Source organism: Streptomyces sp. V4I8 (assembly GCF_041261225.1).
Classification (GTDB): domain Bacteria; phylum Actinomycetota; class Actinomycetes; order Streptomycetales; family Streptomycetaceae; genus Streptomyces.
In genome coordinates this window covers 697,703-719,352 of record NZ_JBGCCN010000001.1, presented here as the reverse complement: position 1 = coordinate 719,352, position 21,650 = coordinate 697,703, and the positions used below count along the sequence as shown (strand labels likewise).

Annotated in this window: 16 protein-coding genes and 4 pseudogenes; 8 read left to right on the top strand and 12 right to left on the bottom strand. The window is 71.8% G+C overall.

All coding sequences use genetic code 11. The annotated features are described in order from the left end of the window. Position 1: 1 nt before the first annotated feature. The 4 genes and pseudogenes from ABIE67_RS03430 to ABIE67_RS03415 all read right to left on the bottom strand — a co-directional run. Positions 2-1,381 (bottom strand): annotated as a pseudogene (locus ABIE67_RS03430) (hypothetical protein); the annotation flags it as partial. A gap of 182 nt (positions 1,382-1,563) precedes the next feature. Continuing rightward, entirely contained in the window at positions 1,564-2,046 is a 483-nt protein-coding gene (locus ABIE67_RS03425) for an undecaprenyl diphosphate synthase family protein (RefSeq protein WP_370268123.1), read from the bottom strand. After that, positions 1,989-2,813, bottom strand: a pseudogene (locus ABIE67_RS03420) (squalene/phytoene synthase family protein); the annotation flags it as partial. The pseudogene ABIE67_RS03420 and the gene ABIE67_RS03425, both read right to left, overlap by 58 nt. 125 nt (positions 2,814-2,938) lie before the next feature. Continuing rightward, entirely contained in the window at positions 2,939-3,868 is a 930-nt protein-coding gene (locus ABIE67_RS03415; protein ID WP_370252928.1) for a hypothetical protein, read from the bottom strand. Positions 3,869-4,149: 281 nt separating this feature from the next. On the opposite strand from ABIE67_RS03415, the gene ABIE67_RS03410 reads away from it, so the two are divergent. From ABIE67_RS03410 to ABIE67_RS03400, 3 genes are all read left to right on the top strand, one after another. Beyond that, complete coding sequence (locus tag ABIE67_RS03410; RefSeq protein WP_370252923.1) at positions 4,150-4,542, top strand: VOC family protein; 393 nt, start codon at positions 4,150-4,152, stop codon at positions 4,540-4,542. Between the two features lie 106 nt (positions 4,543-4,648). Beyond that, on the top strand, positions 4,649-4,792 hold the full coding sequence (locus ABIE67_RS03405) for a hypothetical protein (protein WP_370252921.1): 144 nt from the start codon (positions 4,649-4,651) through the stop codon (positions 4,790-4,792). 180 nt (positions 4,793-4,972) lie between these two features. Continuing rightward, positions 4,973-6,361 carry an FAD-dependent oxidoreductase gene (locus tag ABIE67_RS03400; protein ID WP_370252919.1) on the top strand — a complete coding sequence of 463 codons (1,389 nt, stop codon included), beginning with the start codon at positions 4,973-4,975 and terminating at the stop codon, positions 6,359-6,361. Between the two features lie 50 nt (positions 6,362-6,411). Here ABIE67_RS03400 and ABIE67_RS03395 read toward each other — a convergent pair whose 3' ends face one another. Continuing rightward, positions 6,412-6,939 carry a hypothetical protein gene (locus ABIE67_RS03395; protein ID WP_370252917.1) on the bottom strand — a complete coding sequence of 176 codons (528 nt, stop codon included), beginning with the start codon at positions 6,937-6,939 and terminating at the stop codon, positions 6,412-6,414. Between the two features lie 141 nt (positions 6,940-7,080). Next, positions 7,081-8,673, bottom strand: coding sequence for an FAD-binding oxidoreductase (locus ABIE67_RS03390; protein ID WP_370252915.1), 1,593 nt, complete (start codon positions 8,671-8,673; stop codon positions 7,081-7,083). 82 nt (positions 8,674-8,755) lie between these two features. Here ABIE67_RS03390 and ABIE67_RS03385 point away from each other — a divergent pair, with 82 nt between their 5' ends. Then, positions 8,756-9,352 (top strand): TetR/AcrR family transcriptional regulator, encoded by a 597-nt coding sequence (locus tag ABIE67_RS03385; protein WP_370252911.1) that lies wholly within the window; start codon positions 8,756-8,758, stop codon positions 9,350-9,352. A gap of 136 nt (positions 9,353-9,488) precedes the next feature. On the opposite strand, the gene ABIE67_RS03380 is transcribed toward ABIE67_RS03385, so the two are convergent. Continuing rightward, the gene (locus tag ABIE67_RS03380) at positions 9,489-10,055 is read right to left on the bottom strand and encodes a heme-binding protein (protein WP_370252907.1); all 567 of its coding nucleotides are present in this window, start codon (positions 10,053-10,055) and stop codon (positions 9,489-9,491) included. Positions 10,056-10,290: 235 nt separating this feature from the next. On the opposite strand from ABIE67_RS03380, the pseudogene ABIE67_RS03375 reads away from it, so the two are divergent. Together ABIE67_RS03375 and ABIE67_RS03370 are read left to right on the top strand one after the other, a co-directional pair. Beyond that, positions 10,291-11,527, top strand: a pseudogene (locus tag ABIE67_RS03375) (sensor histidine kinase). Continuing rightward, positions 11,524-12,166: pseudogene (locus tag ABIE67_RS03370) on the top strand (response regulator). Before ABIE67_RS03375 ends, ABIE67_RS03370 begins: the two co-directional pseudogenes overlap by 4 nt. Before the next feature lie 95 nt (positions 12,167-12,261). On the opposite strand, the gene ABIE67_RS03365 reads toward ABIE67_RS03370, so the two are convergent. The 3 genes from ABIE67_RS03365 to ABIE67_RS03355 form a co-directional block, all read right to left on the bottom strand. Continuing rightward, positions 12,262-12,699 (bottom strand): subtilase-type protease inhibitor, encoded by a 438-nt coding sequence (locus ABIE67_RS03365; RefSeq protein ID WP_370252903.1) that lies wholly within the window; start codon positions 12,697-12,699, stop codon positions 12,262-12,264. A 718-nt stretch (positions 12,700-13,417) separates the two neighbouring features. Then, complete coding sequence (locus tag ABIE67_RS03360; protein WP_370252901.1) at positions 13,418-13,852, bottom strand: hypothetical protein; 435 nt, start codon at positions 13,850-13,852, stop codon at positions 13,418-13,420. Between the two features lie 531 nt (positions 13,853-14,383). Then, complete coding sequence (locus tag ABIE67_RS03355; protein ID WP_370252899.1) at positions 14,384-15,808, bottom strand: Gfo/Idh/MocA family protein; 1,425 nt, start codon at positions 15,806-15,808, stop codon at positions 14,384-14,386. Positions 15,809-16,544: 736 nt separating this feature from the next. Here ABIE67_RS03355 and ABIE67_RS03350 point away from each other — a divergent pair. Next, positions 16,545-18,623, top strand: a complete 2,079-nt coding sequence (locus tag ABIE67_RS03350) for a SpoIIE family protein phosphatase (protein WP_370252897.1) — start codon at positions 16,545-16,547, stop codon at positions 18,621-18,623. 161 nt (positions 18,624-18,784) lie between these two features. Beyond that, the gene (locus tag ABIE67_RS03345; RefSeq protein ID WP_370252895.1) at positions 18,785-19,132 is read left to right on the top strand and encodes a hypothetical protein; all 348 of its coding nucleotides are present in this window, start codon (positions 18,785-18,787) and stop codon (positions 19,130-19,132) included. Between the two features lie 56 nt (positions 19,133-19,188). Here ABIE67_RS03345 and ABIE67_RS03340 read toward each other — a convergent pair whose 3' ends face one another. Both ABIE67_RS03340 and ABIE67_RS03335 read right to left on the bottom strand, forming a co-directional pair. Next, positions 19,189-20,142 carry a cyclase family protein gene (locus tag ABIE67_RS03340; protein WP_370252893.1) on the bottom strand — a complete coding sequence of 318 codons (954 nt, stop codon included), beginning with the start codon at positions 20,140-20,142 and terminating at the stop codon, positions 19,189-19,191. A gap of 342 nt (positions 20,143-20,484) precedes the next feature. Further along, the gene (locus ABIE67_RS03335) at positions 20,485-21,648 is read right to left on the bottom strand and encodes a substrate-binding domain-containing protein (protein WP_370252890.1); all 1,164 of its coding nucleotides are present in this window, start codon (positions 21,646-21,648) and stop codon (positions 20,485-20,487) included. Between the last annotated feature and the right edge of the window lie 2 nt (positions 21,649-21,650).

Below are 21,650 nucleotides of genomic sequence, written 5' to 3'. Positions count from 1 at the left end.
GCTCGGTCAGCCCGGTCCGGCCTTCGGCGAACTGCGCGATCTCGACCAGCGCCGGCAGATCCTCCGCGTCACGGATGCCCGCGGTCGGCACACGCGCGGACAGCCGGCGGACGTCGAAGTCCGCGGCGTCGTAAACCGGGTTGAGATGGACGACACTGGTGCGGCGCGCGGTGTCCAGGCGGGTGCGCCAGACGCGCAGGACCTCGGCGGCGAGTCCGGGCGGAGCGTTGTCCCAGCCGTCGGAGACGATCACCAGCCGGTCCGGGGACGTCTCCAGCGCGTCGAGCACCCGCTCACCCAGCGGCGTCGGACCCACCGGATGCGCCAGCAGCGCATCGCCCCGCCCGGAGGTCCACAGCCCGCGGTAGTGCCCGGCGAGCGCATCGAGCAGATAGTGGCAGGCCAGGGCAACCGCCAGCGGCCGACGCCGCTTCACGCCCGAACCGTACGACGAGAAGCTGTCGTCCAATACGGCCGTCACCCGGCCCCATGTGCCGCGGTGCACGCCGGCGACCCGCTGGGCGGCCGTGCGCAGCGCGCCGTCCAGCTCCGCGCGCCGCCCGACCCGCTCCTCGGCCGGAAGCGAGAGCACATATCCGGCGAGCCGTGTGAGCGGCATCCGTGACAGGTCGGTCTTCAACGCCTCCGCCGTGGCAGCACCCTGCGCCTGCGCGGCTTCCTGCAACCGCAGTGCCTCCCCTCGCGTCAGCCGCGGCGCGATCCGCTCCAGGAACACGCTGTGGGGGATGCCGTGCTTGGCCGCGAAGCCCTCGGCGACGGTGTACGGAAGCCGGTACACAGCCGACTGCTCGAAGTGCGCGCGGCGCCAGGTCTCCAGGATCGGGGTGTCGTAGTGGGCGCGGCTGAGCGGCGCGAACAGGAACGTGCCGATCTCGCCCTCGCCGGGCACCAGATGCGCGTGGCGCAGCGCCTGCTTCAGACCGCTGCGGTACTTGACCGCGTCGAAGGCCGGGTCGGGCCGGGCGGACAGCCAGTCGCGCAGCAGGGCGCGGGTGCGGCGGTTGTTCACCCGGGCACGGCGCAGCGCCCCGAAGAGTCCGTAGACGCGCTGGGGTGGCAGCAGGGCCAGCCGCCCGGCGATCAGACGCCCTTCGCTGCGGCGCTGCTCCACGGTGGCCTCGCCGGCCGTCTCCAGCAGCCGGCGGATGATCAGCGCGGCGTTGTGGTCGTTGATGTCGAGAGCGAGCACACCCGCGTAGAGGTCGCGGTAGTTGCCCAGCATGTACGCGTGCAGAAAGTCCAGGGAGAGCCGCTGAGCACCGGCGTCGGAGTGGAACTCGCGCTGCCCGGTCGCGGTGATCGCGGCATTGACGAACAGCAGCACGTCATCGGCCGCGATCAGATCCCCGAACGACTCCATGCCCCGCCCCCACGCCAACCCCCTGCCGGAAGCCGGCCGGGGAATGGAGGCACGAGCTGCGAATCATTGCTTCATAGGCAGGTTCCGGAAGTCGCACCGGAGTCCCGCGGCCGGCGTGCGGACGTTAGCACGGCGCCGATCACCGACTCCACGGGTTTTCGCCGTCGCCGCCCGCGGCCGGCTCACGTCGGGGGAGTGGCGCCGTGACGGCGCTGACGTCGGCTGCAGGTGGTGACGGCCTGCCACAGGTGACGTCGGTCGATGTCCGGCCAGAGGGAGTCGGTGAAGTACAGCTCCGCATAGGTGGCTTGCCAGGGAAGGAAGTTGGAGGTGCGCTGTTCGCCGCTGGTGCGCCACAGCAGGTCGACGTCGGGCAGATCCGGGTGGGGCAGGCGGGCGGCGACGTCCGCCTCGTGGATGAGGGAGGGGTCGATGCCGCCGGCCGGGCGGTCCGGGTGAGTTTCCAGGCCAGGCTCGCGCGCAGACGGGCGGGGGCGAGGATACGGGCGCTGGTGGCGACGCCGGGACGCGGTGCGGTGCGCAGGAGCCGGGGTCCGGCCGCGTCGAACGCGTCGAGCTGGGCGTACAGCAGGGCGGCCATGGTGTCGAGGATGATCGCCGGGCCGGGATGCATGCCGCGAGTGAGACCGGGCTGGGCGGTCCACCGACGGGCCGTCATGGTCAGGTCGGCGACCAGCGCGGCGACACCGTCGTTCCACCGGAGCCGACGGAGGTCCGCCGCGGCTCCGGAGTGGCCGGCCAGGGCCTCGTCGGGCACCAGCAGATCGTCCTGGGGGAGGTCGGCGGCGAGGTCGGTGAGGACATCGGTGAGCCGGAAACCGTCGAGGAACCGCTCGTAGCCCTCCTGGCGGTCCAGCCGCAGCGTCACCGGAGCACCGGCCCGGTCGAGGAGGTCCCGGGTCAGTTCGAACCAGGGCAGCAGACTGCCGCGGCCCCAGGCCCGCCGGGCGGCCCAGTCGGCGAAGCTGCGCCCGCCCACGTCGCCGCGCACCACATCCATCGCACCGCGCAGCCCCGACAGGTCCAGACGCCAACGCCAGACGGTGTCCACCAGGGCGCGGCGTACGAGGTCCGCGCTGGTGCCGGCCGCCAGATCACGGTCGAGAGCCGTGATCCACGCCTCGACCTGGACCGCGCGTCCCCGGACCGTGGCGCGCCGGTCGTCGGCCAGATCGTCGACGGCGTTCGCCGCGGCCCACAGTGCCCAGCAGGCCGGCCGCAGCGGGGCGGGGGCGAGCTGGATGAGCGCGTACTGGGCCGGGTCCCGCCGGGTCTGCCGTCGATAGAACTCGTAGGCCGCCCGCAGGGCCGGCTCCCGCGCGATCCTGTACCGCCCTCCGGGAAGGGGGGCGGGTCCATGCCCACCGTCCCCACCCCTGGGCGGAGCGACTTCACCGTGACCAGAGGGCATGCGTGATGCGGGCACGTCCGGCACAACGACCTTCTCCGACACGGGTTGCGGATCTTCAAGCGATGAGGCCGGCTGTGAGGTACGGCGCTTTTCAGCCGACGCCGGGATGATCCAAACGACAGGCCCTAGCCGTCGGCCGCAGCCAGGCGTTCCACCTCATAGGCCGCCTCGCGCGCCGCCTGCTCGGCCCGGGCCAGGGCGTCAGCGGCGGTCTGACGACGATCCTCGGCCTTCCGCTGTTCCCGGTCGGCTCGCTCAAGCTCCTCGCGTGCCCGCTGTAGCTGCTGGTCCGCGGCCTCCTCCTGCTCACGGGCCTGGTCGTGCCGGTGGCGCGCCCGCCGCAACACCGCGTCGGCATCCGCTTGCTCCGTACGCTGAGCGCGAAGGTGCCGCTCGGCCTCCTCGGCCGCCTTTCGGGCCTGGGCGAGTTCCTCCTGCCGCTTGCGGCGCCGCCGGTCGGCCAGATCGTCCTTCGCCTGCGTCCGCGACGACGGCGCCGCTGTGCGCTTCGGTGCCTTGCGCGGGGGCTCGGCCGCCGGGGCGGTGCCGTAGGGGAAGGTCGACGGCGGGGTGAGGGCGTTCTCCAGACGGCCCGTGGCCCACTCCTCGGCCGCGTCCTGATCGGCGAGCACGGCCCGCAGGGTGGATGCGATGTCCTGCTGCGCCGAGTCCGACAGGCGGTGCCCGGCCGCACCGGCCAGCTGGGCGGCCTGCCGGGACAGCGCTGAGACGATACTCCGGCGCTGCTCGGACAGCGCTTTGATCCCGTCGGCATCCAGCGTTCGATACGCCTCGCGCAGTGCCCGCCCCAACTCCAGAAAGCGCAGGCTCTCCTCCGGCTGCGAGCGCAGCAGCAGATTCGCCGCCCAGGCCGCGAGCGTGGGGCGGCGGGCGGCCTGGATGCGCTGCGCGTCCTCCGCTCGGCCGTCCGCCTTGGCGGCGGCGGCCAGTTCCTTGCGGCGGGCGACGAAGTCGGACGGGGGCGTGGTGTAGAGGTCGTCGAGTACGTCCTCCACGTCGGAGGCCGCGTCGGCCCGCCCGTGCTCACGCTCCATGATCCTCAGCCTCCACCGAACAGGACCGCCGCGCATGTCGGGCCAGAGGCGGCGCGGATACGAGCCCGGTGATCGCCACCGGGGTTACGGGCGTCACCGGCGCTGTCGCTGGCACCGGACGGCTCGGCGGCAGTGGTGCACCGGCGGCGCCCGGACCTCGCTGCGCGAGAGTGAAGGACGCACGACCATCCGGACGCCGCCCGCGCGGCGTGCGTCCGGCCCCGGTGCGTGTGGTGTGCGCTGGGATGTCAGGACGGCTCACCCGCGAAGGAGACCACGGCATGCTCGGACAATCGCAGGCGTTCAGCGGCTTCTCGGTCGGCGACCTCGACGAGGCCCGCCGGTTCTACGGTGAGGTTCTCGGCCTCGAGGTGGAGGAGACCGGGCAGGGAGAGATGCGGATGCTGACCCTCAAGCTCGGCAGCGGTGCGCAGGTCTTCGTCTACCCCAAGGAGAACCACACCCCCGCGACGTTCACGATCCTCAACTTCCCGGTCGACGACATCGAGGCCGCCGTCGGTGACCTGGAGCGGCGCGGCGTGACCCTTGAGCGCTACCCCGGATTCGACCACGACGAGAAGGGCATCGTCCGGGTCGGCAACGGCGGCCCTGCGGCGATCGCGTGGTTCACCGACCCCGCCGGGAACGTGCTCGCCGTGCTCCAGGAAAACTGACCGCTGCCATCGAGCGACTGAATCCCTGGCCTGGACAGCGTGTCCGGGAGGCAGGGCGGCCCGGTACGAGCAGGGTGGTACGTACTGCCGTCGTCGAGGAGGAATCGTGAAGCGTCGTATCGTAACCGCCTTGGTCGTCGCCGCCACCGGGCTGATGCTGTGCGCAGTGCCTGCCGCGGCCCGGGCCGGGCATGGTTCGGTCGGGAGCGACGACTGGAACATCTTCATCACCAACATCGACCTCCAGTAGGTCGCCTTGGCGTTCGGGTCGCGGCTGGGGCGCGTCGGATGTATCCAGGGGCGCAGAAGGGCTGAAACGCGGTCAACTCGCTCTGGGGGGCGGGATACTGGTGCCTTCTCGCGACGTGGCGATCAGGGGAGTGGCTGAGTGAACTCTGCGGGTGGAACGGGCGGAGCGGGTGGTCGGGGCGTGGGGCACCGGGGTGCGCGGCACGCGGTGGTGGTGGGCGGGAGCCTCGCGGGGATGCTCGCGGCGCACGTTCTGGCGGGGCATGCCGACCGGGTGACGGTCGTGGAGCGTGACCGGTTCCCGGACGGGACGGGGGCGCGGCCCGGCGTACCGCAGGGCCGGCATCCCCATGTCCTGCTGGAGGGCGGGCAGGCGGCCATGGAATCGCTGCTGCCGGGCTTCCTGGCGGAGCTGCGGGCGGCGGGGGCACCCAGGGTGGGCCTGCCGTCGGGCCTGGTGCTGTGGCTGAACGGCCGGTGGTTCCGCCGGAGTCCCGCGACGACGCACATCTACACCGGTTCCCGTGCCCAGCTCGAGGAACTGGTACGGCGGCGGGTCCTGGCCAATCCGGTGATCAGCGTGGAGGAGGGGACCGATGCCGTAGGGCTGCTGGGTGACGTCTCGCGCGTTCGGGGCGTGGTGCTGCGGGACCGTTCCGGCGATGCCCGCGGCCAGCAGCGGGCGCTCGCGGCCGATCTGGTCGTCGACGCCTCCGGCAGCGGGACGAAGGCCCCGCAGTGGCTCACCGCGCTCGGGGCCGAGGGCCCGCACGAGGAGACCATCGACACGGGGCTCGCGTACGCCTCGCGCGTCTACCGGGGCAGGAACGGCGTCCTCGACGGCGACACCGCCGGCTACTACGTCTACCCGAACCCCGATCAGGTCCATGCCGGTGGCGCGTTGCCGCTGGAGGACGGCAGCCATCTGGTCATCGTCTCGGGTCTGCGCGGTGACGAACCGCCCACGGACGACGACGAGTTCGTGACGTACACCAAGCGGCTGCCGCACCCGCTGCTGCACCAGTGGCTGGAAGAGGCCGAACCGCTCTCGCCGGCGTTCGGATACCGGCGGGCCGCCAACATCCGCCGCCGCTACGACCTGCCCGGCGGCTGCCCGGCCGGATTCCTCGCCACCGGCGACGCCCTGTGCACCTTCAACCCGATCTACGGGCAGGGCATGGCCGTCGCCGCGATGAGCGCGGTCGCTCTGCGCGATGCGCTGGCCGACTCCCGCCGGGCCTCCAGCACGCGGCGCGTTCAGCGGGCGGTCTTCGCGGCGTCCCGGCAGGCGTGGGACATCTCCGCCGGGGCGGACCGCAAGATGCCGGGCGCGACCGGCAACGCGGTGGCCGGCGGGCCCGCGGACCGAGCCGCCGACTGGTACCTGCGTCGCGTCCAGGAGTGCGCCCCCGGCGACCCCGTCGTAGGGCGCGCCTTCCGCTCCGTACTGAGCCTGTCCGAGCCTGTCACCGCCCTGTTCGCCCCGCCGGTGGCCCGAGCCGTCCTCTTCCGCCCACCGGCGACGACCCCTGCCGAGCCACCGGTGACACTGGAGGAACCGGGGGTCTGACCGAGGATGAGGTCGGCCCGGTTGTGCTCGTGGCGCCGTGAGGGAGACGTCTAGGGTTCGGTGTGGTGTACGGATGCCTCCGCGACCTTCTTGAGCGCCGAGGTCGTGGCAGGGTCACCGACCTTGGCGGGCTGATCGTGCCTGCCGTTTTCAGGGCTGTCGTGCTGGAAGTGGGATGGGGCCAGCCTGTCGCCGGGACCTTGGGCCTCCGGCCGGGGCCCGGTGGTTCCAGCGGAGACATCGCCGGACCCGGTGGTAGCCTGCGGGCCGCTGGGCCGCGCCATGTCTTCCTGGGCCGTCTCTCCTTGCGCGTTCCGGCCGGGGCGCGGCTGGGTGAGCCAGGCGACGGCCGCGCCGGTGACAGCCAGGGGCCACTCCACGACGCCGGCCACGCCGAGCACCCCGGCTCCGGTGTAGACCGCGATCCGCCGCCCGCGGGGCGAGACCGCTCCGATCCGGTCCAGCGCCCCGTCGGCGACCCTGCTCACCTGCCCCGCTCCGGGCAAGCGGCGGAGCCCGGAGCCGAGCATCCGCAACGGCTGAGGAAGATCCGAGGAACTCGTCCTTACCTGACTCATCGCGTACTCCCTCCGCGCGTCATCAAGGGTCCTCAGCCCGAGTTTCCCCCTATAAGGCCATGTATGCGGCGTTTGGGAACACCAGTGAGCTTCCCCGAAGGGCCACGGGGTCGGGGCCGTCTCATGGTCACAGCCTCGGGTTCACCACGCCGGCAGCAGAACTCCGGGATTGAGGACGCCGGCCGGGTCGAGAGCGGACTTGGCGGCGGTGAGCGCGGCGGCGAAGGGGCCGGGGCGCTGGCGGTCGTACCAGGGCCGGTGATCGCGGCCGACCGCGTGGTGATGAGTGATGGTGCCGCCGCTTTCCGCGATCGCCTCGGAGACCGCGCTCTTGATGTGGTCCCACTGGCTGACGATGCCGTCCCAGCGGCCGGGCGCGTACACGCTGAAGTAGGGCGCCGGGCCGTCCGGGTAGACATGGGTGAACCGGCACGCGATCACCCCCGTCCCGGCGACTTCGTCGATGGCCCGCCGTGCCGCCTCGGTGACCGCCTGGTGCAGGGCGGCGAACCGGTCCCAGGTGCAGGCGGTCTCGAAGGTCTCGGCGATCACCGAGTGGCGAGCCAGGGCGTCCCGCTGGTACGGCATCCGCAGGAACGACGAACGCCATGTCTCGGCGGCCGACTCACCTCGGGCGTTGCCGCCGGACTCTCCCGCGGCGTCGGCGGGCGGTTCGCCGCCGTGGTCGCGGCACAGTTCCAGCGCTCGCTCCAGGCCGGCGTGCACCGGGTGGTCCGCCGACTCGAAGGCGAGGACGAGGACGCCGCCGCCGACACTCACGCCCGCGTTGATCAGCGCCTCGGTCGCGTCGAGCAGACGGCAGTTCGCCGGGTTCAGTCCGCTCTGCGCGACGGCACGGGTCGCCGCCACCGCCGATGCGTAGTCGCTGAACCGCACGGAGGCACCGGCGCGCCAACGCGGGCGCTCCTGCAGTCGCATCCACGCCTCGGTGATGATCCCGAGCGTTCCCTCACTGCCCAGGAAGAGCCGGTCCGGTGACGGTCCGGCGCCCGAGCCCGGTAGCCGCCGCGATTCGCTGATCCCGACGGGTGTCACCACACGCATCGATTCGAGCAGGTCGTCGATGTGCGTGTACAGCGTCGCGTAGTGCCCGCCCGCCCGGGTGGCGAGCCAGCCGCCCAGCGTGGAGAACTCGAAGGACTGCGGGAAATGACGCAATGTCAGGCCGTGGGTCCGCAGCCGGTCCTCCAGGCGCGGACCGAACACCCCCGCCTGGATACGCGCGGCGCGGCTGGTGGTGTCGATCTCCAGGACCCTGTTCAGGCGCTCCAGGTCGAGGGTGACGACGGCGGGGTGGCCGTCGCACCGCGCCTCGACACCGCCCACCACCGAACTACCGCCGCCGAACGGGACCACCGCGATGCCCTCGCGTGAGCACCAGTCGAGCAGGTCGGTCACGTCGCGCTCGTCACGGGGGCGGGCGACGAGGTCCGGTACATGGCGCAGGTCCCCGTGGAGATTGCGCACGACGTCCCGGAACGCCTTGCCGTGCGCGTGCGCGGCCCGGTCGGCAGGATCGGCTGAGCACAGGTCGGCGAGAGAGACCGGGGGCGTGGCCCGCGGCCCGGGCAGACCCAGCGAGGCGATGCCGGGCGGCTCGTGAGCCGTCACCTCGCCCGGCATCACGGCCCGCACCCGCCCCAGCAAGGCGTCGAGCTCCGCACCGCCCACCGCGTCCTCGACGTTGCCCCATCCCCACCACGATCGCGTCATGTCGCCCGCTCTCCCTGCCGTAGGCCGAATTGACCGATGGGTAAATTACCGCTCAGTCATATCGTTGGCTAGGATGAGCCCCATGGGCAAGGCCGGAACCAAGGGCGTCTCCCGTGTCGACCGGGAGCGGCAGATCATCGACGTGGCCGTGGAGGAGTTCGGCAGACACGGCTACGCGGCCGTGTCCGTCGCCGCGGTCGCCCGGCGCGCGGGCATCTCCAAGCCACTGATCTACAGCTACTTCGACTCCAAGGACGGCCTGTACCTCGCCTGCGTCCACCACGTCGGCGCCGTCCTGGTGGACTCGGTGGCCTCCGCCAGGTCCCGCAGCGGATCGACCGCTCACGCCCTCGACACCCTCACGGCGATCTTCACCGCGGTCGAGCACTGCCGGTACGCCTGGTCCGTCCTCTACGACCCGGCCCTGCCGCCGGCCGGCGAGACGCGCGACGCCGTGAACCGCTACCGTGAGCGCCTCGCCGCCATGGGCGCCGTCGGTGCGGCGCAACTGCTGGCCGGCGCCGGACACGACGACCCGCTCGACCACGACCTGCTCAACCACGTGTGGCAGCACGCCGTCACAGCCGTGATGCGCTGGTGGTTCGAGCACCCGGACCAGAACACGTCCGAGATGACGGCCCGTTGCGGCCGCCTCCTCATGGCCCTCGGCACCGGCTGACCCGACGGGATTCGCGAACGACCCCCGGCCCCGAATCGCCGGTGGCGGGCCGCGTCCGGGAAACGCGGCCCGCCTGTCATGCCGAGTGCAGCAGCACGTGACGCCGGGCGACCAGGTGTGATCCGCCGGTCGGGCTCTAGCGGGCGATCGCGTTCGCCCCCGCCTGCGCGAACTTCTCGTCCAGCGCGCCGGACGGGGCGCCCGCGACGCCGATGCCGGCGAACGGCGCCTTGTCGGCGGTGACGGGAACGCCGCCCGGCAGGAACAGTGTGCCGGGGATGTCCTTGAGGTTGGGGGCCTGCTCCAGGCGCTCGGCCAGCTGGGAGGTGGGAGCGTTCCAGGCGACGGCGGTGAACGCCTTGCGCTCGGCGGATTCGTAGGACCGCGGGCCGGCGCCGTCGCCGCGCAGGGTGACGATCGTGTTGCCGTTGCGGTCGACGACGGCCACCGTGACGCGCTGGTTCTCCTTCTCGGCAGCGTCGAGCGCGGCCTGCGCGGCCTTGGTGGCGGCGTCGACCGTGAGGTGGGTGGAGGTGGTGGTGGCCCGGTCGGGGGCATCGGCCGAGGCGGCGGCGGGCGCCGTGGCCGACGCGGAGGCGTTCGCGGACACCGCACCGAAGCCCGCCAGGGCGACGACGGCGAGCACGGCACCGCCGGTGGCGACGCGGGCACGGCGGGAGAAGTTCCTGTGCACTCGGTTCATGGGTCGGTCGGCTCCTTCGGTGGGCGGGCGGCCCGGTTGCCGCCCCGCTTCGTCCGCTCTCCACCCTCGACCCGGAACCGGGCCCCCACGGTCGACGTTCCGTCTGCCTCCCGGTCGCCCGACGGACGACACCGGTGTCATCCGATCGGTTGACCTGCCCGGCCCGCGCACCGGGCCACAATCGGAGGTGTTTGCCCAGTTCAGCGCCCACGAGCGGGAAAGGAGGCGACCCCGCATGGGGAACCGGCCGTACGGACCGGACACCGTGGACACCCGCTACGGACCGGACACCGTGGACACCCGGTGGCTCGGCGCCGTGATACACGCGGCGTTCTTCCTGCTGCTCGGCGGAGCGCTCGCCCGCTTCCTGCTGCGCCACCCCGGCGAACCGCGCACGCCGTGGATCATCGCGCTGTGCGTCGTGCTCGCTGCTCCATCTGCTCAGTCCCAAGGCAGGCGACTCGGACCCCCGGCCCACTCGCCGGCACACGGCCTGGCTGGCGCTGGTCGTCGTGGTGTGGATGATCCTGGTCGTGCTCGCCCCCAGCTTCGCCTGGTGCGCGGTGCCCCTGTTCTACACCGGCCTGCGCACACTGCCACCGCGCGCGGCCCTCGCGCTGGTGGCGCTCCTGACCGTGTTCGTCGTCGCCGCGCAGGTGCAGCTCGCGGGCCGCTTCGACCCCAACCTGGTCCTCGCCCCGCCCGCCGTCGCCGCCCTCGCCACCGCCGTGTTCCTCCAGATGGAACGGCACACCGCGCGCCAGCGTGCCCTGATCGACGACCTGATCCGCACCCGCCACGAACTCGCCGCCTCGGAACGCCGCGAAGGCACGCTCGCCGAACGCCAGCGGCTGGCCATGGAGATCCATGACACCCTCGCCCAGGGCCTGTCCAGCCAGCGGATGCTGCTCCAGGCGGCGGACCTTGTGTGGACCACTGAACCGGACAAGGCCCGCGCCCACGTCCGCACCGCCGCGTCCGTCGCCGAGCACAATCTCACCGAGGCCCGGCGTTTCGTGCACGACCTGGCCCCCGCCGACCTCGCCCGCGGCGGCGGCCTCGCCGAGGCGCTGCGCGCCCTGGCTGCCCGGGAGGCCGGTTCCGGGGCGCACCTCGCCGTACGCGTCCACGTCGTCGACGACGGCCGCCTCCCCGAGCTGCCCGACCGGGTCCAGTCCGCCCTGCTGCGCATCGCCCAGGGCGCCCTGGCCAACGTCCGCGAACACGCCTCGGCCGACAACGCCGCCCTCACCCTCACCCTCCTCGATGACACGGTCGTACTCGATGTCACGGACGACGGCGGCGGCTTCGACCCCACCGCACTGCCCGATTCCCCCGGCGCGGAACGCGGTCACGGGCTGCCCGCGATGCGAGCCCGCCTGCGGGCCCTCGGCGGCACCCTGACCGTCGAATCCGCTCCCGGCGAGGGCACCGTCCTGTCCGCCGCCATCCCCCTGGAGGCGCCCCGATGACACCCGACCGCGCCCCCGTGCGGATCGTGGTCTGCGACGACCACGCCGTCGTACGGGCCGGACTGCTCGCCCTGCTCGACAGCGCACCGGACATCGAGGTCGTCGGCGAGGCCGGCACCGGCGAGGAGGCGCTCGCGCTGGCCGCGAAGGTCAGCCCCGACGTGGTGCTGATGGATCTGCAGCTCGGCGAGGGCATCGACGGCGTGGAGACCACCCGCCGCCTCACCTCCACCCCCGGGACCTGCGCCCATGTCCTGGTCCTGACCACCTACGACACCGACGCCGACATCACCCGCGCCATCGAAGCGGGTGCCACCGGCTACCTGCTCAAGGCCGAACGCCCCGACGAGCTCTTCGCCGCGATCCACGCCGCCGCCGCGGGACATACCGCCCTGTCGGCACCGGTCGCCGGTCGCGTCATGGCGAACCTGCGCCGCCCCCGCCCCACCCTCACGGACCGCGAACGCGACATCCTCGCCCAGCTCGCCCGAGGCATCGGCAACCGCGACATCGCCCGCGCCCTGTACATCAGCGAGGCCACGGTTCAAGACCCACCTACGGCGCATCTACGACAAGCTCGGCGTCGACACGCGCGCGGGCGCGGTGGCGGTCGCGAAGGAGCGACGCCTGCTGCCGTGACCTACGGTCCGCGTGGAGTGTGCAGACGGAAGGGCGGGCCGCCCTCCAGTGGGCGCCCGCCCCGTCGATTGAGGCTTTACCTCAGCCGTGGTTGCTCAGAAGGCAAATGCCGCAGCCCCCTGAGTTTCCTTGATGCAGGGATTGGCGAAGGTGTGCTCATAGTTTATCCGCGTACCACGCCATACCCCTTGAACGGTGACGACAATGGGGCGGTATTCCCTGGTGCAGGGCTGCCCCGTCTCATTCCCGCGGAGTGTGGCCAAGCGGTCGAGGTCCCCGTTCACCCGGTCCAGATCCGCACAGGCCTGACGCGGATCGGGGTGAGTCCCCGAGGTGGTGTACGCGCAGTTCACCGTCACCGCGCGCTCCGGTGTGGTCGTGGCCGCCTTCTCCCCGTGTCCGGTGGTCATGACCAGCGCCGAAGGGGCGTACAGCGAGGCGGGTGCGGAGGCGGGCGCGCTGTGGGCGGGCGTGCTCAGGGGGACCGCCAGAGCCGTGGCGAGCAGGGCTCCTGTCATTGTCCAGCGTGTCATTGGTCGCATGGTGTAACTCCCTTCTGTTTGCGGTGTTCGATGCCTCGAAGTACCCGCCTTGTTGCTGTCGTCTCAGGAGGCTGGGGCTGAATTCTGTCCGGCCACTGGAATTCGGACCATATTGCTTATTCAATCAGTGGCTTGATTGGCCGATCGGTCCTCCTGGTCGCGGAGGTGAGAGGGTCTTCATTCTGTTCGTCGGGTGAGGGTGTGGCCGATGTGCCTGGGGTGTGAAATGGCCTGTTATTTATGAGCGTGTTTTCGGCCCGGGTGGGGCGGCGGTGTTCGGTGGGGCGGGTTGGAGGCACAGCCTGGGCGTACGGCCGGTGCGTGGTCGCCCCGGGTCGGGGAGGGGCAGCCGCTCAGGCCTCCTCGTGGTTCGCTCCGATGGCCGAATTGCTCGTTGGGGGCGAGCGAGTGGGCGCGGCAAGGGCGGCGTGGTGGGGAGCGGAGTGGGTGGGGTGGTTTGGCTGGGGCCAGTACCGCCGCCGCTACGAGGACGGCCCGCTGGACCCGTTCGCCGACAGGCCGAGGTGGGCATCCGGGCGTGTGGATGCCCGCCGGGCCTCGCTTCGTGGCGGACCAAGTGCTCGTGCCGGGCGTAGTCGGGTTCGGCGTCGTGTAACGAGACAGAGCCGGGGTTCGCGCGTCGGACGGCGTTTTGGAACAGACGGAGGCCCTGACCAGTGACTGGCCAGGGCCTGAAACACGCTGTGGCTCAGAAGTCGGTGGGCAGTCCGCTTGCCTCGGCGATGCCCCGGAGCTCTTCGGTCTGTTTGTGCTGTTCCCGGATGTAGTCGGCGATTTCACCGAGGCGGGCGGGGTCGGAGGCGGTGGTGGCGTCCGTGACGATCCTGACGGGGCCGGTCTCGTCGACGTCGATCTCGACCACTTCGTTGTCCAGACGGCCGGTGACGGCGGTGGCGATGACGAGGGCGGCCTCGTCGCGGACCTCTGGGGGCAGCCCGTCCACGGCCCCGGGGTCGAGCGCGAGGTCGGAGCTGGCGAGGCGTTGCTCGTCGATCGCCTGCAGGACCGGTTGCACCGCGCGCAGCAGGAGGCGGTAGTCCTCCGTGTCCATCCGGATGCGCAGGAGGTCCAGGTACACGTCCACGGCCCGGTCGTCGCCTTGCGGAATCTCGGATTCGCTCATCCGTCCCGTGTTCCCCACAGCGCGCGGCTCAGACCCGTCAGCTCGAAGTTCGTCCAGTCCCCAGGCCTGCTCGGGTGCGTAGTCGATGGCCGCTTGCGGGGACGGCCCGCGCTCTCGGTGACCGAACACACGCCGCCCGCCGGGCCTGGAACCCCCGGTCCGTGCCAACCACTCGCGTCCCTGCAGACGCCCCGGCAACCCGGACCCAGCCGGTGGCAGGCTCCTCTGGCCCGCCCCGGCACGGCGATCTTCCGACCTCGCCGACGAGCTGTACGGCACCGGTGCCGGTGCCGAGACTCTCCCGAACGGCACCAACGGTCTCCCTGTCGAGATCAGCGCCTTCAGCCCCGGCGTCCATGGCACCCCGAGCCGATCGACCCCGGCTCTGACGACTCAGCTGCGCAGGATCGCCCTCAGCTCCGCATGGGACCGGTTCCGCTGGACACCGCGGACGTGCTGTGCAGGGAAGCCAAGCGGGGAAAGCGAGTGGAATCCGGTGCCGCGCCGACCGAAGGCTGTGCGCGGGCCCCCTCAGCCGGTGGGTGGCATGTCCGTGGGGCCCGAGTCGAGTCCGGGGCGTTCGGTGGCCCAGGCGCCGCGGGTGAAGTCGGGGATCTCGACCGGGCGGCCCTTCCTCGCCAGGGAGGCGGCGCTGAGGGGGACCGCCGCGCACCATGCGGCCGAGTCGTACACGTCGATGTCGGGCACCAGCCCGGCGCGCATCAGCTGGACGGTGCGCCATTGCAGGACGTAGTCCATGCCGCCGTGACCGCCGTTGTTCGCGGCGTCGTCGCCGACCTTGCGCCACAGCCAGTGGTCGTACTCCTTGCGGTAGTCGGCGAAGTCGCGCCAGGTGTGGCCGGCGTGGTCGGGTTCGAGATAGACGCGTGCGCCGGTGGGGGTGGGGCCGGCGTAGTCCTCGACGATCCCGCGGCTGCCGGCGAGGGTGTTGATCCTGCTGTACGGCCGGGGTGAACTCACGTCGTGCTCCGCCCGGATGACCCTGCCCTGCTCCGTCTCGATGAGGCAGGTGACCCGGTCACCGTTGATGTACGTCTCCTTCCAGGAAGGGTGGTCGCGGGGGATGAAGCGCTCGCGGTAGTCGGCCAGTCCCTTCGCGGCGGTCGCGGTGGCGCTCAGGGTGGTCATCCGGTCGCCGCGGTTGATGTCCATGGCCGCCGCGATCGGGGCAAGGCCGTGCATGGGGTACAGGGACGCGGTGCTGCGGGTGTGCCACAGCCGTCGCCAGGAGTCGGTGTAGTACGTGTCGGAGAAGAGGAGTTCGCGCAGGTCGTGGAGGTAGCCGCCGTGGCCGTTGGTGATGTCGCCGAACACACCGGCGTGCGCCATCCTCAGCATGGCCAGTTCGTTACGTCCGTAGCTGCAGTTCTCGGCGAGGAGCAGGTGCCTGCGGGTGCGTTCGGAGGTGTCGACCAGGTCCCACAGCTGGCGCAGTTCGGTCGCGACGGGGAGTTCCACCACGGCGTGCCTGCCGCTCAGCAGTGCGGCTCTGCCGTGCTCGTGGTGGAACTCCCACGGTGTGGCGACGTACACCAGGTCGATGTCGTCGCGCCGGAGCATCCGGACGTAGGAGTCGGCTGATCCGCCGAACTCGGCGGGGCGGGGCTCGCCCTTGCTCGCGAGCAGGTCGGCGGCGCGTCGAGCGCGGTCGGCGCGGATGTCGCAGACGGCGGTCACGGTACAGCCGGGCACGGCCGCCCAGCCCGTGATCATGCCTCCGCCACGGTTGCCCAGGCCGATGACACCGACGCGGACGGTTCTGTGGACTTCGAACGGCACGCCGATCATCGACTTCTGTCCGGGGCGGCGGCGAGGCGCCTGTCCGGTCGCGGCGGCCGCGTCCGGTGCCGCGGCGGTCATCCCGGCCGCGAGCGCGCCGGTGGCGATGGCTCCGCCCAGGAGCATCCGGCGTGAGACAGCGGGTGTTTCGGACATGACGGCAACACTCCTCGGTGGGGTGGCTTGCATCACTGTCGGGACACTGTCGGGACTGTCGGGGCATGACTCTGCGGGCTTCGCGGGTGCATGTCAATATGTGCTCGATAGAAAGGAGTTCCGAGCAGGATCGAGCATCACAGGGCCTGGCCGGCAGCTTGCCAGGCCGGTCCGGTCGGCCCTGCCGCCGACCTGTGCTGTGCCGACGCCTACGGTCGACGTCGGCTCGACGACGGGGGGTTGGTTCGGGCCGCGTGTCCGCGTTCGCGATGTGCCGGGTTCCGGTGGACTCGCCGACGGCCCCCCCGGGGGGAGGGGGAGCCGCGGCTGGGCGGGCTCGGGGGTCGGTACGCGCGGTGGACGCGACGGACTGGCGTGTGACCGCGAACCGGTGACGCGTGAGGCCGCGTACGGGTCGCTCGCCACCGCTGCGGCTGATCGCCTGCGATGATCGCGCCGCCGGTGACCTGGACCCGCAACGGCCGGCCCCGGCCGTCCTGCCGTCCCGCTGGCGCCGAGGAGCTCTTGTACGGCTGTGGGGACGCCGCGGCCGCGGGCCGTCGATTCCTTGTGCGCGGCCGTACCGCGTCCCCGACGCCAGGTCGGGGGCGGGGGCTCCACCTGCACGGACCGACCGCACCTGTGCGCCTGCGCACGGCGCCCACGGCAGGCCGCAGGCCGGCCCCGGACGGCGCACAATGAGACAAAGCGGTCCAGCCATGTCGAGGGCGTTCGGATGTCTCCAGACCGGTCGGGAAGTCAGAAGGCCCGGGAGTGGCTGCGCTCCGAGCCCGGGACGCTGCTGGAGCGCGTGTCCGTGGCCGTCATCGGCGTCGACGACCGCGACCGCATCTGTTTCTGGGGTCCCGGCGCGAGAGACCTCTTCGGCTACGGAGACGATGCCCTCACCGAGCCGGTAAGTCTCCTCTTCCCGGCCCCCGGTGGTCCCGGCAACGGCGCTGACGACGCGGGTGCGGGCGCGTACCTGGCCGACCAGGGACGCACCCTGGGCTACTGGCGGGGGCGGCTGCCGGTACGGCACCGGGGCGGAAGGGTCTTCGACTGCGGCTTCCGGGCCTTCGCCGTCGCCGGTGACCAGGGCCGCACGGTGGTCATGGTCCTGGCGAGCCCGAGTGCGGAACTCGACCGGGTCAAGACCAACCTCGCCTTCCTCGACGCCCTCTTCGAGACCTGTCCGATCGGCCTGGTCATGCTGGACCAGGAGCTGCGGTATGTGCACCTGAATCAGGCGCTCGCCGACATGGACGGCCTCCCCGTCGAGGACCACATCGGCCGCCGTATGACGGACGTGATGACCTCCTCCGACGGTGCCGGCCTCGAGCGGCTGCTGCGCGGAGTGGCCGAGGAGGGCCGCCCGATCGTCGGCCGCCTCATCAGCGTCCGAGGCACCGGACGCGACCAGGTCAGGTCGGTGAGCCTGTTTCCGCTCAGCCAGGCGGTCGGCTCGCGGCCCGGTGTGGGCGGACTCATGGTCGACGTCACCGACCGGGAGCAGGCTCTCGTGGAGGCCGCGGACTCACGCGAGCGATTCGCGCTGCTGGACCGGGCCACCGCCCGGATCGGCACCACCCTGGACGTGAAGGTGACGGCGGGCGAACTCGTCGACGCCGTGATCCCGGACTTTGCCGACGCCGCCGTGGTGGAGGTCGTGGACTGGATGGACGAACCCGAGGTGTTCGACCCGCAGTTGCCGTTGCTCACCCACCGGATCGCCTCCCGAACGGTGCTGCCGCCGCCGGCCGAGGAACTGGTCAGCGGGCTGGATACGGTTCACTACCCGCCCGGCTCCAGCATCCACAAGATGTTTCGGACCGGCCGCCCGATCGCCGTTCCCGTGAACGCGGACTTCGTGACCAGCACCGTCGTGCACCAGGAACGCGCCCGTATCCTCATCGACAGCGGCCTGGCCTGCATCCTCATCGCGCCGCTGATCGCCCGGGGAACGATCCAGGGACTCACGATGTTCGGCCGTTCGGCTGCCCGACCGCCGTTCACCGAGCAGGACCTGCGCCTCGCCGCGGAGTTGTCCTCCCGCGCAGCGCTCTGCCTGGACAACGCACGCCTGTACAGCAGGGTCCAGGACATCGCCCTCACCCTCCAGCGGGCCCTGCTGCCCACACACCTCGCGACCAGCCCCTACGTCGAGGTCGCCCACCGTTACGTGCCGGGCAGCCACGTCACCGTGGTCGGCGGCGACTGGTACGACGTGACCAGCCTGCCCGGCCACCGCGTCGCCCTGGTCGTGGGCGACGTGATGGGCCACGGCGTGCCTGCGGCGGCGGCCATGGGCAGGCTGCGGATCACGGCGAAGGCCCTGGCCAGGAGCGACCCCGAACCGTCCGCTCTGCTCGCCGAGTTGGACGCGTGCGCCCAGGAGGCCGGTATCGAGTTCGCGACGTGTCTGTACATCGTGTACGACCCTGGCGCGGGCCGTGCGCGCATCGCCTGCGCCGGGCACCCCCCGCCGCTCGTCCTGCATCCGGGCGGCCGGGTCGAGACCGTCGGCGAGGTGCTCGGGATCCCGCTCGGCGTGGGTGGGCACCCCTTCGGCACCACCGAGATCGCCCTGCCCGACGGTGCCGTTCTCGCCCTGTACACCGACGGCCTGGTCGAATCGCGAGGGCGGGACATCGACGAGGGGCTCGCCGTGGCCCGTGCCGTACTGAGCGGCGCGACGCACGGGCTGGAGGAGACGGCGGACCGGATGCTGTCCGCGCTGCTCACCGGCCCGCCCGGCGACGACACGGTGCTGGTCCTGGCCCGCGTACGCCACCGCCCGCGGCACCCCGCGTAAAGCCAGGGTGTTCGCTGCCGTTCGCCGCGCGGTCGGTGTGCCGTCGGCGATCCAGCCGGTCACCCATGCCCCGGGCACGGCCACGGCCGAGGCGGTCGAGCGGTTGGACAGCTGGTCAAATGCCTTCATGACACCGTGGCGTGCCGGCTGGTCTGCCGTCCGTGTTGTCACTCGCGCGGCACCGCCTGACCCCTGCCGAAACCGGCCCGGCGCTGCGCGCGCTGTGCGAGTGGACGCCGGCGGATGCACCGGGCGGCGGCCTCCGTCCCGGCGACGTGGGGTGGTATCCGCGGTTCGACGACGCGGCCGTCCTGCTTTGGACCGATGATGCGGTCCCGGTGGCAGCAGGCTTCCTCCACGGCCCCGTGCTGCGCGTGACCGCCGCCCCCGGCGCCGACCTCGGGGCCCGTCCGCCCGCCGCCCTGCGCCGTGTCGTCCTGGGGCGTCTCGCCCTGCGCGCGCTTGGTGGGGGCGCGGCTGGGTCAGCCAGGCGACGGACGCGCCGGTGAGAGCCAGGGACCGTGATCACCCGTCTTTCGCCCGCCAGTGTTGTCACCGCGCCCCGTCACAGCACCGCCACCGGGCTGACGGGCGAGCCCGTGCCGCCGGGGACGTTCAGCGGAGCCACGGTCATCATGAATTCGTAGCGGCCGGCCTGCGAGCAAGCCCCTGAGAGCGCCTCGAGGTCGAGGTTGTCCAGCAGCGGCACGCCCATGGCGGTGATGGCGAGCGCGTGCACGGGGGAGGACACCCCTTCGACCGGGGAGGGCCGCACATCGCTGTCGCCGTCGCCGCCGAGCAGGGCGATCCCCCGCCCGGCCAGCAGCGGCATGACGTCCACGTGGAAGCCGGCGCTGGCGTCGTCCGGGTTCCAGGCACCGAGCTCCCTGCGGCGGCGGAAGTGGCCCGAGCGCAGCAGCACCGCGTCCCCGTCGCCGATCGTCACCCCGAGCGCCTTCTCGGAGGCGAGGACGTCGTCGGCGTGCACGGCCTTGCCGGGCTCCAGCCAGTCGGTGCCGAGGACGGCGGGCATGTCGACCAGGACGCCCTTGGTCACCAGGGGGCCGAGCGAGGAGACGGCGCCGAAGTGCGCGCCCTTGGCGTCGACGACCTCGGCAGCGGTATGTCCGTCGTACAACTGCCCCTGATAGGCGATGTGGGAGAGCGCGTCGAGGTGGCTGACGCCCTTGCCGTGGTAATCGACGGCGATGAAGTCTTTGTGGCAGGTCGGCTCGGGGGCCTCGACGTCGCCGAGGTCGGACATGTAGTGCAGGGCCGGCCTGCCGTTGTCCGGGCCGGGCACCGTGTTCCACGGCAAGGCCATCGGGACGACGACCCCGGTGCGCACCAGTGCGGCGGCTCGCTGGACGTGCTCGGCGGTCACCCGATTCCAGGCACCCCGGTCCGCGGGGGCCCAGCGTCCCCAGGTCTTGAGAGTCTCGAAGAGCCGGTCGAACTCCTCGCGCGAGATGCGGGGTCCGTTGTCGGGCTCGGAGAGGAGAGGCGGGGAATCAGTCATGTGGCGCTCAGCGCTCCGCTGGAGGCGGCGAGCATGATCACTCGCAGCGGGACGGGCTTCGGTCCGGGGCGCAGACTCGTGAAATCGGCTGGCAGTTATCTGTCCACTGTGGACCAGCCGAGCCACTTCCACGAGTGGTGCCGGGGCAGCGCACGTCTCCGGGAGACCGCCCGGGTGGCCGGACCGGAGGGCGGAACAGGGCGGCGGCTGAGGACCGGCTCTGCACCCGGCGGCCTGTTCTCGTGGACCGAGCGGGACACACGGTTGTCGACACGCCCGCGTCCTCGCCGCCGGTCGCCGCAGGCTGCGGCCCGTCACCGTGACACACGCCAACCGAGTCGCCTACCTGTCCCAGATCTTCCGGTACGCCTCCTGGTAGCCCGACGGGTCCCACGTCGTGGCGCCGTCCGTGTTGCCTGCTGTGCTGACGTGGATCGGGGCCACGTACCCGCTGGCCGGACGGCCGGAGAAGGCGCGGTTGAACTCGTCGATGATCTGCCAGCCCTGCAGGGACAGCGGTTCGGGCACGGTGGCCGCTTGGTATTGCGCGCTGTTGATGCGCTGGAAGGCAGAGGGGTCGCCGTCTCCGGCGCCGATGTTGAAGGGCGGACCGGACCCCTTTCTGTCGGCTGCGCGGAAGGCCGGTGCGGCATCGGCGAAGTACAGGTCGTTGATGGCGATCGAGTGGGTCCACCTGTCCTGGAAGCGGGAAAGGAGCGAGGAGACCTCCCGGGGCGTGCGGCTGCCCGCGTCCGGGATCGGGATGTTCTCGTACGCCAGCAGCTTCACACCCGAGCAGGTGGCGAGTTCCTTCCTGATGAGCTCCGACTTGTTCCTGGCGAACGGGATCGAGGCATCGGTGAAAATGACGACGCCGGCATTGCCGTTGGACTGGGAGATCACCCACTGCGCGCTGACTCTGGCCACGTCCTGGACGTTGGTGGTGACGTTGGTGAAGAGCTGGGGACGCCGGCTGGGACCCGGGGAAGCGACCGCGTGCCAGCCGATGAGCGGGATGCGGGCCGTGTTCGCCCGCGCCACCTGCTGCGAGGTCGAGTCGGGGTCGAAGCCGCCGATGACGATGCCCGACGGCCGGAGGGTCACGGCCTCGCTCATCGCTGCCTGAATGCCTGCGGGTGTGCCGCCGCCGTCGATGACCCTGACGTTCCAGCCGATGACCCGCGCGGCGTTCCGCAAGCCGTTGGCGGTACCCGCGACTCCGGGGTTGGTCATGGTCTGCGCGACGTAGACGATGCTCTTTCCGGAGACCGCCCTCGGGCCGCTGGCCGGTCCGTTCCAAGGGACGTCGGTCTGCTCCGCCTGGCTTACGGCGGCCTGAGCCCTCGCGTGGACCGCGGGGCAGCCGCTCGGGGCGGTGGTGGAGTCCCCCTGCCCGCTGGACGAGCCGCGTTCACAGCCGGCCAGGACGGTTGCCGCTGCCACCAGGGCAGCGGCAGCGGCCCTGGCCTTGCGCGTGCCGGGGGTGGCTTTGAGATTGCGGTGCACGG